At 45.7% G+C, this 16594-nt stretch carries 11 protein-coding genes and 2 pseudogenes; 8 read left to right on the top strand and 5 right to left on the bottom strand.

The window, feature by feature from the left end; genetic code table 11:
* From O9H85_RS36700 to uvrA, 7 genes and pseudogenes are all read left to right on the top strand, one after another.
* A partial coding sequence (locus O9H85_RS36700) for a transposase (protein ID WP_269886280.1) occupies nt 1-603 on the top strand: 603 nt, incomplete at its 5' end.
* Between the two features lie 135 nt (nt 604-738).
* Nucleotides 739-1361: pseudogene (locus tag O9H85_RS36695) on the top strand (aminoglycoside 6-adenylyltransferase); the annotation flags it as partial.
* A gap of 334 nt (nt 1362-1695) precedes the next feature.
* A pseudogene (locus tag O9H85_RS36690) lies at nt 1696-2551 on the top strand (DMT family transporter).
* 165 nt (nt 2552-2716) lie between these two features.
* Nucleotides 2717-4591 (top strand): heparinase II/III domain-containing protein, encoded by a 1875-nt coding sequence (locus O9H85_RS36685; protein WP_269886279.1) that lies wholly within the window; start codon nt 2717-2719, stop codon nt 4589-4591.
* A 131-nt stretch (nt 4592-4722) separates the two neighbouring features.
* Complete coding sequence (locus O9H85_RS36680) at nt 4723-5877, top strand: sulfite reductase subunit alpha (protein WP_269886278.1); 1155 nt, start codon at nt 4723-4725, stop codon at nt 5875-5877.
* Nucleotides 5878-6179: 302 nt separating this feature from the next.
* Nucleotides 6180-7121, top strand: coding sequence for a hypothetical protein (locus O9H85_RS36675; RefSeq protein WP_269886277.1), 942 nt, complete (start codon nt 6180-6182; stop codon nt 7119-7121).
* A gap of 24 nt (nt 7122-7145) precedes the next feature.
* Nucleotides 7146-10070 carry an excinuclease ABC subunit UvrA gene (uvrA, locus tag O9H85_RS36670; RefSeq protein WP_269886276.1) on the top strand — a complete coding sequence of 975 codons (2925 nt, stop codon included), beginning with the start codon at nt 7146-7148 and terminating at the stop codon, nt 10068-10070.
* A 218-nt stretch (nt 10071-10288) separates the two neighbouring features.
* Here uvrA and O9H85_RS36665 read toward each other — a convergent pair whose 3' ends face one another.
* From O9H85_RS36665 to O9H85_RS36645, 5 genes are all read right to left on the bottom strand, one after another.
* On the bottom strand, nt 10289-11155 hold the full coding sequence (locus O9H85_RS36665; protein WP_269886275.1) for an alpha/beta fold hydrolase: 867 nt from the start codon (nt 11153-11155) through the stop codon (nt 10289-10291).
* Nucleotides 11156-11523: 368 nt separating this feature from the next.
* A complete protein-coding gene (locus O9H85_RS36660; RefSeq protein ID WP_269886274.1) occupies nt 11524-13041 on the bottom strand; it encodes an MDR family MFS transporter in 1518 nt (505 codons plus the stop codon).
* 554 nt (nt 13042-13595) lie between these two features.
* Entirely contained in the window at nt 13596-13832 is a 237-nt protein-coding gene (locus O9H85_RS36655; protein ID WP_269886273.1) for an SDR family NAD(P)-dependent oxidoreductase, read from the bottom strand.
* 197 nt (nt 13833-14029) lie between these two features.
* Nucleotides 14030-14680, bottom strand: a complete 651-nt coding sequence (locus O9H85_RS36650) for an SDR family NAD(P)-dependent oxidoreductase (protein WP_269886272.1) — start codon at nt 14678-14680, stop codon at nt 14030-14032.
* Between the two features lie 183 nt (nt 14681-14863).
* Nucleotides 14864-15628: an SDR family oxidoreductase gene (locus O9H85_RS36645; protein WP_269886271.1), complete on the bottom strand. Its 765-nt coding sequence runs from the start codon at nt 15626-15628 to the stop codon at nt 14864-14866.
* A 113-nt stretch (nt 15629-15741) separates the two neighbouring features.
* On the opposite strand from O9H85_RS36645, the gene O9H85_RS36640 reads away from it, so the two are divergent.
* The gene (locus O9H85_RS36640) at nt 15742-16146 is read left to right on the top strand and encodes a MerR family transcriptional regulator (protein ID WP_269886270.1); all 405 of its coding nucleotides are present in this window, start codon (nt 15742-15744) and stop codon (nt 16144-16146) included.
* Nucleotides 16147-16594: the final 448 nt, after the last annotated feature.

The raw sequence follows: 16594 nt of genomic DNA, 5'->3' as shown, positions 1-16594 counted from the left end.
AATTTGCGTCGTGAGTCACCGGAAGAGTGGCTGGTGATTGCCAAGCAAGATGGCATGTGCTGCGAAGAACGGGACGGTAAGCGCGTCTATCTCGGTGCAATGAGCTGGAATGACAAAAAATTAATACGTCCCATTCGGGGCGTTTACCGCGTAACGGAGCGAACCATCGAAGCTGACGGGCAAATTCTGCTTACGCCAATTGTGGAAGCAGAAGTATATTGGACAACACTCTCTTGTGCTCCTTCCCAAATCGTTAATCTGTATCGGGACCACGCGACAAGCGAACAATTCCATAGTGAGCTTAAAACCGATTTGAACTTGGAGCGTCTGCCTTCAGGAAAGTTTGCTACCAACGATCTGGTGCTGTGCGCGGGGTTGTTCGCTTACAATTTGCTGCTAGCCATCGGTCAAATCTCTCTGCAAGCGCCGGACGCTCCAGTGAAGACGAAAGTTACAAGGCGGCGGGTTCGAACGGTGATTGAAAACCTGATCTGGCTAGCCTCCCGATTGGTTCAGCATGCTCGGGAAACCAAGTTGCGATTTGGTCGTCACAGTCCTTGGTTCCCGACCTTTCGCCGCATCTATATGGCGCTGTCGGGCTGACAAGCAACCTTCTTCAAGTTAAGATTAGGCTTCCCGAAAGGGTAGGTCTGTTTGCACCTGCAGTTGTTTTGCTCTAGAATCTGTCGTTCCGTAATTTCCACGAAACCCTTGCGGGGTGAGCTTGAAGAAGCTACTTTCAACAATTTTTCACGGATTCAGGTGCTATTTCAAGATGGAAATCGTATAGACCTTCACCTTAAAACAAAAGAAGCAATGATTGCTGATTATGGTAATGATAAACTTACAGTTCCATTGTTAGATAAAGATGACTGTTTACCACACATTCCTGCTCCAACAGATATTGATTACCATGTGAAAAGCCCAACAGAAGGGGATTTCATTAGTTGTACTAATAATTTTTGGTGGTGTTTGCAAAACGTTGCGAAAGGAATCTGGCGAGACGAATTACCATACGCGAAACTAATGTTCGAACAGACCACCAGGGTGTCACTTCATAAGATGATATCATGGTGGATTGGCACAAAACATGACTTTCACGTTTCAACGGGAAAGTTTGGAAAGTATTTCAAAAAGTATCTTCCAGAGTCGTACGGGATATGTATAAAGGAACCTATTCTGACGGCAACTACGAAAATGTATGGAATTCAATATTTACGACCTGTGAACTGTTTCGTGCTTTAGCCAAAGATGTCGCTGAGAAATTTATGTATGCTTATCCAGTTGATGATGATCAAAATATTACGGAATATCTTAGGCACGTTAGAAAATTACCTGTCGATGCTAAAGAAATATTTTAAAATCCACGCAATAGATGATTAAGCTGACGGGTACGATAGTTCAAACCAAAACGGCTGCCGCGAGGCAGCCGTTGTTGCGTTAACGGACAGGATAGTTCGATAAATAAGATTTACTAAAGGCAGTTTGTCTGTTCAAATAGAATATAATTTGTTACTATAAAACACGTATTATTATTGTAGTTAGATTGGATTAGAGGTGAATTTAAATGTATCTGACTCCATTATTTGAAAACGATGTACCAGTAGCACTTTTACGCCCTTAGTGGAGTGAAGTTGACTACATCTCTCCGTTAGGGGCTAGCTTGACCTTAACTAAAGACGGAGGGAACAAAAAATGAAAAATACCTTATTAGGTTCTATATATTTAGCTTTAGCTTCCAGTATTTGGGGTGGTATGTACGTTGTAGTTAAAATTGTAGCATCGGTCACACCTCCACTGGAACTGGTGTGGATGCGTTATTTAGTGGCTATTGTAGCACTACTCATGGTAGGCATGATAACACGACAAAAATGGCGAATCCATAAAAGTGATTTCTTAATAATCATAGCTATTGGTGTAATTGGTAATGCCATTTCGATTGTTACTCAGGAAACGGGTACAATGCTGTCCTCAGCACAAATGGGAGCCATTATAACTTCCTCAACACCAGCATTTATGGTTATTTTTGCTCGCCTACTCCTTAAAGAACGGTTAACTTTAAAAAAGGGACTTTCTGATTGTTTAGCGACAATTGGGGTTTTTCTCATTGTTGGAGTTGGTCATGTGGACTAACATGGGCACTCATGTCTGTACTTGTAAAGCGCGTGCCGAATGATTATTCACAAATTGTGGTATCGTCCTATCCACCCTGGTAGCCCTAATTGTGTTGACCCCTTTTGTTTTGCCACGGTTACACGTAATTAATATTTCTCAATTGACTCACCCGACTATTTGGGGAGGAGTCTTGTATTTGGGCATTGTCTCAACAGCAGGTGGATTTCTACTGTGGAATCGTGGATTACAAATGCTTAACGCCTCAAGCGGGAGCCTATTTTTCTTCTTTCAACCAGTGGTTGGGACAGCACTTGGGTGGCTTATTCTTGGAGAAAACATAGGTGTAACGTTTTGGATTGGCTCTATCTTGATCCTCACTGGTGTTTTATTGGTTATTAAAGAGAAAAATAGTATTAATAAACCCCTTCAATTATAAAAACACGGACCGGCGCTATGTTCGCTGGTCTTTTTGGTGTTTGCTTTTCAATATTTGTTGCCTTTATATAAAGCTCACAGTTAAGTATCATGATATTAGGAAGTCTTCGTATAATTAAAGCAAATGCTTAGTAATCCACTATTATTTTAGTAGAGGATGATGTCAATGTTATCAGAGCGTTATGTTACTGGATATCTTATCGAGATTCTACATTCGCGTGAAAATTACAAGCCGTTTCCTACAATTGAGGAGCGTAATAAATGGAGTAGAATGCCAGCATGTCTTAAGGAATCTTGGATCGATAAAGGTGAGGGTAAGCTCAATTATTCTTGGCCTACCATTACAGCCACTCAATATATGGATTACAGCAGGACCGGTAATCGTGTTGGATATGACACAGTTTCATGGAAGCGAAGACAGGACCTGGCTTCTTTGGTCATTGCCGAATGTATCGAGAATCAAGGGCGCTTTATTGATGACATCGTCAATGGGATTTGGTGTATTTGTGAAGAAACATTCTGGGGTATCCCGGGAAATGGCTATATGATGAAGAGACAAGATCCGCTTCCAGATGTGTCTGATCAGATCATTGAATTGTTCTCGGCCGAGACTGCGGCACTACTCGCCTGGACGTATTATCTGCTGAAAACCAAATTGGATGAAATTAGTATTATGGTCTGCGAGCGTATACATCTCGAAGTTAAAAAACGGATTCTTGATCCATATCTAAACCGGACTGATTTCTGGTGGATGGGATTCAATCAAGAGAGGATGCTTAACAATTGGAATCCGTGGTGTAATTCAAATTGCTTATCTGCATTTTTGCTCTTGGAAGACGACCCGCAGCGTCGTGAAGCAGCGGTGGTAAAGACGATGCAGAGTCTGGATAATTATATTCAACGTCTCCATTTAGACGGCGGTTGTGAGGAAGGACCCAAATATTGGGTATATGCGGCAGGAACTCTATTCGATTGTCTAGAACTGCTTTACGGCGTCTCCGGAGGAAAGATTGATGTATACCAAGAGCCTCTTATTCAACAAATAGGTCGTTACATTTACAAGGCTTATATTGACGAATCCTTTTACGCCAACTTTGCTGACAGCTCGGCAAAAGTACATATCCCCGCTGAACTTATATACCGATTTGGGCGACGTATTGAAGATGCCAGACTGTCTGGACTGGGAGCAATGGTGCAGAAGAAAAAGAGAGAGGGAGCAACCGATCTAGAGTTTTCGTCAATGTTTCGATTATTGCCGGCTTTATTCAACTATACCGAAATAGAGCATTATACCGGAGAATCTCCTTACATCAGGGATGCGTGGTTTGACGGGATACAAGTAATGGCGGCACGGGAACAGGAGGGCTCCTCCAAGGGGCTGTACCTCGCCGCTAAGGGAGGGCACAACGATGAAAGCCATAATCACAATGACATCGGCCAATTCATCGTATATTGTGATGGCTCCCCGATGATTATAGATCCTGGTGTAGGGACATACACATCAAAATCTTTCTTTAAAGAGCGATATACAATATGGACGATGCAATCGGCTTATCACAATCTTCCTATTGTAAATGGGGTGCAACAACTGGAAGGAAAACAGTATAAAGCTACTGATGTCCATTATCACAAAGAAGATAAGCTAGGATCGTTATCGATGAACATCGCGGCAGCCTATCCCCATTCTGCCGAGATTAAAAGCTGGATACGTTCAATAAGTCTCCATCGTGATTCGTACCCTTGTATTGAAATCAAGGACAGCTTTCAATTGAAACGTGTGACAGACGATATTGCACTGATATTAATGACGCCGCACCCGCCGCAAATCGAAGTAACAGGAAGCATTGTCTTGCAAGATCAGGATCACAATAAGGTAATAATCCGATACAACGGAGAAATGTTTGTGGTTTCGTCGGACAAAAAATCGCTTGAGGACGAAGTCATGAGAGAGGTATGGGGAGATCAATTGTATAGGATAAAGCTTAAAACAATTACAGCTATGGATCAAGCCGATTGTATAATAAAAATAAGTAAGTTTTAGTTGAATTAACGAACTGTAATAAGACTATTAACTTAATAAATGTCAATAATGAAAAATGTGCGAGAAAAGACATATCTGATTTTCTCTTCTTGTGCTATCCTACATAATAAACAATTATTTGAGGTGAATTTATGCAATCTTCTACTGTAGTGCCAACAACATATTCAAGAACTAATCCATTTCAAGCGAAAGTTCTCAAAAATGTAAATTTAAATGGGGCAGGTTCTAATAAAGAAACGAGGCATCTCGAGCTATCGTTAAAAGGATCCGAGCTCTCATATATCCCAGGTGATTGCCTCGGTATTATCCCTGAAAATGATCCGGAACTAGTGGCTTCCCTTCTTGAGGAAATGAAATGGAATGCAGAACTATCTGTTTCAGTTAATAAGCAAGGGGATACTCTTCCCTTAAAAGAAGCGTTAGCAACACACTTTGAAATTACGTTATTGACGAAAAAAATGATCCAGCAGGCAGCGGAACTATCAGAAAATGAAGAGCTACAAAAGCTGGTATCCGATGAAAATCTTACTCAACTGAAGGCATATATCGACGGACGTGATTTGCTCGATTTGTTACGAGATTTTGGTCCATGGAAAGCTTCTGCCCAAGAGATTGTCTCTTTATTAAGAAAAATGCCGCCGCGGCTATATTCAATTGCTAGCAGCATTACCGCTAATCCTGAGGAAGTGCATCTAACCATCGGTGCTGTGCGCTACACAGCTCACGGAAGGGAGCGCAAAGGAGTTTGTTCTGTTTTATGTGCTGAACGTCTTCAAGAAGGAGATACGCTTCCAGTATTTATTCAACAAAACAAACACTTTAATCTACCAGATTTTCAAGATAAAGATGTTATTATGGTTGGTCCAGGAACAGGTATTGCACCATTCCGTTCGTTTATCCAGGAACGTGCAGTGAATGAAGCATCAGGTAGATCATGGCTATTTTTTGGAGATCAGCATTCAGCATCGGATTTCTTGTATCAAAACGAGCTGGAAAAATATCAAAAAGATGGGGTATTGACAAGACTAGATGTTGCATTCTCCCGTGATTCGGCGGAAAAAGTATATGTACAGCATAAAATGCTTGAAAACAGTAGAGAATTGTTTGATTGGCTAAAAAATGGAGCATACTTCTACGTTTGTGGAGATAAGCAATATATGGCGAAAGACGTCCACAACACTCTAATTAGCGTTATTGAAAAAGAAGGTTCGATGACCCGTGAAGCAGCAGAAGCGTATTTAAATGATATGCAAGAGCAAGGGCGTTACCAACGTGATGTGTATTAAAATGGGGTGCTAGACGATTTAAATAGTGATGATAGAAATACAAAATAAGGATAGCGAGTCCGAGGTTTCTTGGACCATGCTATCCTTTTTCCTTATTGCCCGTAGATTCCGTTTTTGGATGCGTCGGTCATTGTAAATTGCCCAATCGTGCCGAGAATACCTCTTTTTCATTGAGGTAACGGGCAGGATACTTCAATGATTTATCGAATAGACAAAGATACAGAACATGGGAAAATTATGAAAGTATTGTTACTCAGAATTAAATTAGGAGGTAAAGATCATGAATATAGGAGTGATTTTTGATGAGAATGGATAACTCAACAATCAACGCCATATACAAAGAAGCTTTGCAGGCATTTGTGGAGAGGACTAGGAACGATGATCAGATCATTGCAGCCATTTTGCTTGGCAGTCTTTCTTATGACCAGGTGTGGGAAAAATCCGATATCGATATGAAACTGATTGTACAAGATCAAAAGCTGATCAAGCACGGTATGTGTTTTGTTGAAAACGATATCACCATTAACGCAAGCATCCAAACCCGCGATGAATTCAAACGGTGGGTGGAGAAATCGGTGTCCACCTCTTTCAATCATTCCTATCTGCTGCGGGGGACGCTGCTGTTCACGAAGGATAAGTCGCTGGAAGAATACTTTGCGAATATTCGCTATATCGGTGAGCGTGACCGGCAGCTCCAGCTTTTGCAGCTTGGCTGTTTTGTGCTCGGTGCCCTTGCTAAAGCGGAGAAATGGCTCTATATCAAGGAAGACGAACTGTACAGCGCATTTTGGATGATCAAAATGATAGATACGCTGGCGCAAATCGAAGTGATTCGAAACGGCGAGGTTCCGATGCGTGAATCCGTGCAGCAGGCGATGAGGTTCAATCCGGATTTTTTTCGGGACGTATACGTCGGGCTGGTTGGCGGTTCTGTGGATAAGGAGAAGGTCAAAGCAACACTTGAACGAATTGTTCAGTTTATGCAAGAGCGGGAGCTGGAGATGTTCCGTCCGATCCTAGATTACCTGAAGCAGGAGCAGGATGTCCGCTCGATCTCCGAAATGGCGGAAAGGCTGGGGACGGTCGTCCGGCTTGAAGCAGGAGCACTGGAGATGGCCTGCAGCTGGCTTGTTAACCGCGGACATATGTTGCTGCTCCCCACCGAAGCGAAGGCTACACCGAAAAGCAGAGTTTATTTGGATGAACCGGCCTATATGCTCGAGGAAGAAGACGATTTTACATAAATTAAAAAGGAGTGGCACCAAGCAATGAAAACGAGTATCGAGGTAAGAGGCGCTAGGCAAAACAATCTGAAAAATATCGACGTCAACATCCCCCGGGATAAATTGACGGTTATTACAGGCGTGAGCGGCTCCGGTAAATCCTCACTTGCGTTCGAGGTGATTTATGGCGAAGGGCAGCGCCGCTTTCTCGAATCACTGTCTACGTTTGCTAAAAGCCGGATGAACCAGCTGAAAAAACCGGACGTCGATTTTGTGTTCGGCCTGTCTCCGGTCATTGCGATCGAGCAGAAGAAGGGTAACGCAAACCCGCGCTCCACAGTTGGGACCATGACGGATTTGTACGATTTTCTCCGTCTTTTGTTTGCGTCTTCCGGTGAAGCGTGCTGTCCGTTTTGTCAGCATCCGATCGCGACGAAGTCGGTCAATCAAATGATCGACCATGTGCAGACATTGCCTGTTGGAACAGAGCTCGAAGTGCTCGCTCCTATTTTCAAGCTGTACGACGAAGATTACCAGACTTTGTTTGACGAGATCCGGAGCAAAGGCTTCCGCTCCGTCAAAATCGACGGGAAGATCCATAACCTGAGCGATCCGCTGGAGCTGGATGATGAAGCGGAGTATCAGATGGAGGTCATCGTCGATAAGGTGGTCGTAACGCCGGCACTTTTCAAGGCGCTTACCAAAACGATTGAGAACAGCCTGGAGCTGGTCGGAGAAGGCTTTATCCGATTCGAAGTCACGCATTCAGGCGGCGGCGCACCGGTCGATATGGACGCGTTCTACCGAAATTTCGGCTGCCCGAAGCATCATCTCGTTATCGGTGAGCTGCATCCGTCTTATTTTTCTTTCAATGACCCGGGCAGTGCGTGCCGGACGTGCGGCGGAATCGGGACATACATGCGTACAGAGAAACGGTTTTTGATCAAGAGCCCGGAGAAGAGCGTCAGCAAAGGCGCACTCGACCATAATATATACGGCCCCAGCACGAAGAAATCGTATAGAGGAATGCTATTTCACAGCATATTCGCGCACTACGGGTACAGCTTGGACACCCCGTTTAATGAATTGCCGGAAGATTTTGTCGACCGCTTATTTCATGGAACCCGTGGCGAGCAGTTTCCGATTTTGGTTACGGAAGATCATCCTCGTCATGCTAAAAGCCAGGCCGGCAAGCTGAGGAAATACGGTGGACTCGTGAATGAGGTGAACCGGTGGTACAAGTGGCATGTGAAAAAGAGAGGCGGAAACGGCGGCGGGGACAACGACTTTTTCAAAAGGGTGATGGTGGAGCACACGTGCCCGGACTGCAATGGCAAGAAGCTTAAGCCCCAACGGTTTTGCGTACGCATCGGCGGAAGGGATATTCATGATCTTTGCAGCGTGCCTCTGAAGGAATTGAAAACGTTTTTAGATAGCGTTACGTTCTCGGAAGAAAAGAAGCAGGTTGCCGGGCAAATCGCCGGTGAAATCCAGTCGAGGCTCAACCTGCTCATCGATATCGGGCTAGAGTATTTGAATTTGGGCCGACGATCGGATACCATTTCGGGTGGAGAGGCACAGCGCATCCGTTTGTCCACGCAGATCAGCTCTGGACTGATGGGCATGCTCTATGTGCTTGACGAGCCGAGCATAGGTTTGCACGCCAGGGACAGTATGAGGATCGTGCAGACACTGAAAAAGCTGCGCGATATCGGCAACACGATTATCGTCGTCGAGCACGATATCGATACAATCTGCAGCGCGGATTATATCATCGAAATCGGACCAGGTCCCGGCGAGCGGGGAGGTCAAATCATCGCGCAGGGCACGGCCGTACAGCTGCGGAAAGCGAAGGACTCGCTGACCGGCGCCTTCCTGACCGGCGCAAGGAGGATCGACGTTCCTTCCAAGCGGAGGGCTCCTTCGGGCTTATATCTGTGTATCAAGGGTGCGAGAGCGAACAATCTGCGTAACGTGAGCGTCGACATTCCCCTTGGCGTAATGACCTGCGTCACCGGGGTTTCTGGCTCCGGCAAGAGTACGCTAATTAATGAAGTGATGTTTAAGCAGCTATACTCCCATTTTCATGACCAGCGAATTGTGCCGGGTGAGCATGATTCGATCGAAGGCGTCGAACACTTGGCGGGCATCATCAACATCGACCAATCGCCGATCGGTCGAAGCACGCGCTCCAATCCGGCTACGTATGTTGGATTTTTTGACCGGATCCGCGAGCTGTTCGCCGAAACGGAGGAGGCCAGCGTACGCGGACTCGGTAGGAACGAATTCAGCTTCAATCAGAAAAACGGCCGATGCGAGCACTGCCAAGGCGAGGGCATCGTAACGACGCAGCTTCAGTTTATGCCCGACGTCGAATCGGTTTGTCCGTCCTGTAAAGGAGCACGGTTCAACAACGATGTGCTGGAAGTGATGCTGAATGGGAAGAACATCGCACAGGTGCTCGATATGAGCATCGAGGAAGCAGTTTCGTTTTTCAGCGATCAGCCGTACGTTGTGCACAAATTGAATGTGTTGAATCAACTGGGGTTAGGGTATCTCAAGCTCGGCCAATCATCCACTACCCTCTCCGGAGGCGAGGCGCAGCGAATTAAATTGGCGACCGAGATCAGTAAGCTGAAGCGCGGCTCGCATAATCTTTATATTCTCGACGAACCAACGACCGGACTGCATCTGCACGATATTCAGAAGCTGATCGACTGTTTGAATCAGCTGGTTGACAACGGACACTCCGTGCTTGTCATCGAGCATCATCTGGATGTGATTAAAGTTTCCGATTACTTGATCGATATGGGACCGGATGGCGGTAAAGACGGAGGAACCGTCGTCGCACAGGGTACGCCGGAGCAGGTAGCCGTAGTTGATGCGTCGCATACCGGGAGGTTTTTGAAATCCGTTTTATCCACGGATAATCGGTATTGGCATGAACCGGTACGGCAAACGAACGCTTAAGTTGAACGGAAGTCCCGGATTACATTAGTGCAATAAAGAACTCTATACAAACGATGAAGGAGCTGCGCGTCTTGGCAGCTCCTTTTACATGTTCATAAAATCAGAGATTTTGTACATAAGTATCCGGGTAAAGAGTAATTCAGGATACAAATTCAGATAGCTAGGAAACCAGAGGTGGCTTTTACCTACAATAATCACCAAACGATTTGAAACGTTCTTTATTCCTGCCGAAACTGTTCCTCTTGGACGGAAGCTGGTTCAAATGCGAAGATGGGTATATCTTGGTTCCTGTTAGTGGGGAGTAGTTTCTTCACAAACTGTTGTTCCTCGATCCACTGGCGAATCAGCCCATTCGTTGGGCCTGCCCATTTTGTTGGCAACTGGTGTTTGGCGTTGTTAATGAAATATAGGGTAGAGTACGGAAGATGTTTTTTTAGGATTTTCGCGTACTTATGAAATCCGGAATCTTTTTCACCGTAAAGCAACAGCATTGGCACACGTATATATTTCAGGATTTGCGTGCAGTTATAATTCATGCCGCATCTGTAATATTGTCTATGGTTACGAATGTCTCCTCTCATGGCTCCGCTGTAGAGCTTTTTAAAGGTTTGCAGCGAGTCTGCATTCCCCCAGGTGATGGCTGCCGTCAAAAGTCTTTTGGCCTGAAGGGCAGAAGCATAAATTGATGCCCAAAACCTGCTTTTCAATACAGGATCGCTGACCTCCGACATAGCGCTTAAGAGAATTCCCCCATAAAATCGATCCGGGTAGGCAAGTATTGTCTCCAACGCTACCGAACCGCCCGTCGAATAGCCGCAAATGCAGGCTTTTTTTATCTTGAGAAAATCCAGCAGCTGACAGATGTCCTGGGCCAGCAGTTGAAATGAGATGGGAAGCTCGGAATAGCGGCTCTGTCCGTGACCACGGATGTCGAAGGTGATAATTTGATAGCTATCGGACAACTGCTCCAACTGGTAGATGAAGTTGTTTCCCTCCAGTAAGGGGGGGTGGACGAAAATGATCGGCAAACCCGAACCCTTAATGCGGTAATGCATCGTGGTCCCGTTGATTTCTGCAAATGGCATGATCTTTTTGGCCTTTCAATTATGACTTGAGATTTTGAACCGGAATTATTTTTTCCCAAATAAGGCGAATTGATGCAATGAAATTGAACGATCAGATAGAATTTATGGATATTTTTTTGTTTAGTGGCGTTAAAAGAGCGATTGTTTGACTGCGAAAACCTTGAGGGATTCATTTTTGAAGTCGAGGCACATATTGAATCACCGCCTGATCTTCAAGCTAAACGGGTACGATAGTTAAAACGGTAAATGGGAGAGCCCTCATATTCTGATGGCTCTCCTTATTAACCTGATGGCTCTATTTCGTTAACATCATGGCTCTCATAAATTAACCAAGTGGCTCTACCACACCGAAATATTCACTACCCGAATTATACTTGTTTCGTGTGCTTCTTTGGCAAGAAAAATGTTCCTATCATGGTAACAATAGCAAGCGCAAACACGCCCCAATAGACGCTGTGAAGGGCGATTGTCAAACCGTGTTGTACAACGTGCAGTTCATTTGCCGGCATTGGATGCGGTCCGGCAGAGTTCAGCAACTGGTCGATGGAATTCATGGAAACGGCTTTTCCTAACGGATTGTCCGCGCTTGATAAAAAGCTTTTAAATCTCATGTTCAGTACGCCGCCGAGCAATGCGGCTCCGACCGAGCTGCCTAGCAGGCGCATAAACATATTGGATGCAGTTGCAACGCCGCGCATTTGCCATTGTACACTATTTTGAATCGAAATCATAAATGTGGAGCTGGTCAATCCCATTCCAATTCCGATAATAAACGACCCTGTGCCTGCCCATATTGGTCCTTTGGCAGGATCTAACGTGATGAAAAACAACGAGCCGATGAAGGCGGCGATTCCACCCATCACAGCCGTTGGCCGGATGCCGATTTTTATAATCAAATGCCCTGCCGCCAACGCGGCGATCGGCCATCCTACTGTCATCACCGTTAACGTAAAGCCGGCAACGAACGCTGAGCTGCCCATTACACCTTGAATATAAGTGGGAAGAAAGCTCGTCAGTCCAATAACGAGGGCGCCCGACGTAAATGTTGCCGTATTGGCTACGGTGATAAAACGGTTTTTCCAGATGTGCAGCGGCATCATAGGTTCCGAAGTACGGCGCTCTTGCGCCAAAAACAATCCGGATCCCAGTATAAACACCAGCATTAAAACGATAATTTGCGGCGATGTCCAGCTCCAAGCTACGCCGCCTTGAATCAGCACAATCATCAGGGACGTTATGGATATGAAAAATAAACCGGAGCCGGCGTAATCGATGGAGCGCTTTTGCTTTTCGATGCCTTCGTGCAAGAAGAGTACTACGCCGGCAATGGACAAAATCCCGAGCGGCACGTTCATCCAAAATATCCATGACCAGTGGGCATATTGAACGATAAATCCGCCGACAAGCGGACCGATTACGGATGAAATTCCAAATACACTCGAGAAATATCCTTGGATTTTTGCACGCTCTTCGATTGTATACATATCCCCTACAATTGTCATTGCAATGGGCTGAACAGCGCCTGCGCCAAGTCCTTGAATCAACCGGAAAATGACGAGCATGATCATAGACTTCGAAAGACCGCACAATATGGAACCGGTCAGAAAAATAACGATACCGGTTATAAAAATTGGTTTGCGGCCGAACAAGTCGGATAGTTTCCCATAAATCGGGGTCGTAACCGCCTGCATTAACGAGAAAGCTGAAAATACCCAACTGTAGAGTGAAAATCCGCCCAATTCTCCAACGATACTAGGCATTGCGGTTGAAATAATCGTCATTTCAATGGCCGCCATGAACATCGATATTACTAGAGCGGCCAGAACCATGGGACGGTAAGTCTTTTTCTCTGTTGGTCTGCTTTGAACGATGACAGTCTGGCTCATATTTTTCCTTCTTCCTATCCATAGCTTTATCTATAATATGATTGTGATGCAGGATGACAGGAGCTGCCTCCTGTTTCTTCATTTAAACCGGCAAACTAGCATAATTGCGCATGTCCTCCAAAACAATGCGTATAGTTCATCCCTGATGGCAGTCGAGCTCGATAGATCGCGCCATTCTGTAGTAGTTGCCTGTAGAGAAACAGCCTTGTCATACATGACTTGGACGGCATCGGAACCAGCAGCAAAGCTAACGGGAGGGTTCTAGGCGTTTGCAAGTTCGACAATTGCACGGCCAAATGCCACCGGATCCCCTGCCTGCTGGTGATTGTTATCATCATTAGCTTTCTTTGCGGCAGCAGATACTTCAGAATAGTCGTCGATCGATATATCGGCATGTACGACGGAACTCGGGTTCAGGAAATCTGTCCTGAAAGATCCAGGGTATACGACAGTAGCATTAATGCCAAATCGGGAAAGCTCAAGGCTTAGCGACTCAGATCATCCCGCCAGCGCAAACTTAGTTGCACAGTAGATTGAAGCTATATCGAAGCCGATTACACCGCAAATTGAAGAGATAGCTGAACAGCAGCATGAACGGCTGATTTTATTGAACTTGTATCGGTGACATCTAGTTCAACCGCAAGAACACGATTGTCAGCGGAGCCAAGTGCCGCTTTGACCTTCTCCGGGTCGCGTCCGGACGCCACAACTTGATCGCCTGCAGCGAAAACAGCCCGAGCGATCTCAAGACCAAGTCCACGCGATGCTCCGATGATGAACCATGTTTTCATTGAAAGTCATTCCTTGTTTTGATTCGGTACTTTAAGTTAAACAGGCAAAATGCTGACTCGATGGATTCGCAGACTGGCTGAACCGATAGAATGAGGAGAGTTCAGCCTGTTTTATTTTTTTATCGTTATGAAAAATTAAAGTCAGGGTGCAGATGATTCTGAGCCCTGAGCTTTTTTTGAATCAGAAAGCATGCGCCTTAACTGTACACAATTTCGTGCTCTTCGCGTTTTTCATACAGCTCCCAGTATTTCTCTGCGATTAGTTCGGGCGCAAAGTGAGTGCCCGGAGCGACGATGCCGGCAATCGTAACTGTTCCAACAAAAACGCCTTGAGGCTTCAGTTCTTCAGCCAAAGTAAAGGCCAAGGTACGCAGCGCTGCTTTGCCTATGGAAAGAGCAGCGTAGTTTGCCGAAGGACGCAGCGCAAAGCCGCCTCCCGTGAAGAGGATTGTTCCCGCTTTTTGAGCTACTTGATCCGGGATAACTTGCAGTGCGCAATGCAGGGCACCGGCTACGTCAACCTGATAGTGAGATACAAGAGATTCTGCCGTCAGAGAAGTTGGTTGTCCGCTTTTCAGAACAGCAGCGTTGTACACCAGCACATCGGGTGAACCGTAGTTATTCTTGATTTGTTCAAAAGCTGCCGTCAACGAGGCCGAACTTGCTACATCGGCCGCTAAGGCGTAAGTTTCGATTCCTTCCGAGCTAAGCTCCTTCACATATTGATCAAGCGCATCCTGGTTACGGGAAATCAGGACGGCACGGAAGTTATTGGCGCCGAATTTTTTTGCGACATTGTTTCCAACACCAGGACCTGCTCCAACAACAACGATAAGCTTCTTACTCATCTGTTTCATCGTCCTCCAATTTTTCGTATTACTAGACAAATCAGACAATAATGTAGATTGACACAATACTCCCCTCATTAAGAATCTGTTTAGATTCCAGTCAGGATTGCACCACCCTCGATTTGAATCACAGAACCGGTCGTATATGAATTATTCGCCAAATACATACATTTAGTATCGGGATCAGAGAAACATGCCGCCGGAAGCCTCGATGCGCTGCGCGTTCACCCAACCCATCTCCTCAGTACACAAGGACGCGACAACACCGCCGATATCGTCGGCTTCCCCGACCCTGCCTAACGCCGTCTGCGAACCTATAAAGTCCCTTCTCCCCTGATTGTCCCTCAATGCGCCCCCGCCGAAATCTGTAGCGATCGCTCCCGGGGCAACCGCATTGACCCGAATGCCTCTGCGTCCCCATTCTTTGGCCATATACTTCGTCAATATTTCGATTGCGCCTTTCATGGCCGCATAAGCTCCGTAACCTTCAATCGCAAACCGGGTCAAGCCCGTCGAGACGTTGACGATCCTTCCGTTATCGGCAATACGGGAAATCAATTTCTGCGTCAGGAAAAATACGCCCTTAAAGTGCACATTCATCAAGCTGTCAAATTGTTCCTCTGTTGTATCGACAAGCGGAGCGTGTACTCCGATACCCGCATTGTTAATCAAATAGTCGAAATGCTCCTGATTCCATTTTTCTTTAAGCACGTCGGACAGTCGGGACGCAAACGCTTCGAAGGAGGATACGTCGCCCGCGTCAAGCTGCAGCGCGGCAGCTTTGCGGCCGTTGCCTTCCACTAACTTAACGACGGATTCCGCTTCTTCCTTCCGGGAATGATAAGTGACGATGACGTCTATTCCTTTGCGGGACAGCGCGATGGTGGCATTCCTGCCCAGCCCGCGGCTGCCACCCGTTACTAACGCGATCTTTTGAATTGTTTGCATTGTATATTTCTCCTTTACTAAAATGTTTGACCACTTGATTGTTTGGACGTTGTGGTCTATAGTAAGCGTAACACTTCGAGTTAACTCTAAGTCAAGGGGAAAGGTGAAAAAAAATGAACTACACCATCAACGAGGTGGCTGATAAATTCGGCCTGTCCGCGCACACGTTACGTTATTATGACAAAGAAGGTCTTCTGCCCTTTATCTCGAGGAACAAATCCGGCAATCGGGTCTTTACCGAATTGGATCTTACGTGGGTAGCCCTGATTTGTTGTCTGAAGAACACCGGAATGCCGATTAAAGATATGAAGCAGTATAGTGATTGGTGCACGCAAGGCAGCCGAACGATCGACGAACGGAAAGAAATGCTTACCGCTCACCGCATCCAGATGTTGAAGCAGATTGAGGATTTGAAGAAAAACCTTGAGCTCATCGATTCAAAAATAGCGACCTACGAAAATCCGGTACTGTCCCGAAGAATGGACGAACATCTGGAAAAAACAACAACCGTGAATTAATTTTAGTTATGCCGCATTACGCAAGAAAGCCGGCGTATTTGCAGTATTTGCATACGCCGGCTGAATTAATCATCATTAACTTAGCTTCGGCCTCTGGGTATGTCTCGAGTTAGTTCGAGTTCATTGCGTTATCCTGCCCATTCAATAAAAAATCAACATCAGAGTTAAACAGAGCCATAAAGAAAAACACCTTAGGTAGTCGGCATGGTCTGCCTCTACTCAACTAACGGGATAGTACGACAAGTTCTGCCATAAGCGACTAAACATCGTGAAAGGCAGAAGATTACAATCAAGTAATCTTAACTTTACAACCGAGGATGGGAATGACGGAACCATGTATCCGGAAACCATTCCGCCAATACTCCTGCGTGAGTCATGACTAACAGGTCATGAGGTACGAAGTCAGGTAGATTCGGCAGAACAGAGGCTAGAGCCAATCAAGGTATGC

It is taken from the genome of Paenibacillus gyeongsangnamensis (genome assembly GCF_027533625.1).
In the GTDB taxonomy this organism is placed as follows: Bacteria; Bacillota; Bacilli; order Paenibacillales; family NBRC-103111; genus Paenibacillus_G; species Paenibacillus_G gyeongsangnamensis.
This window is presented reverse-complemented; position numbering and strand designations above follow the sequence as displayed.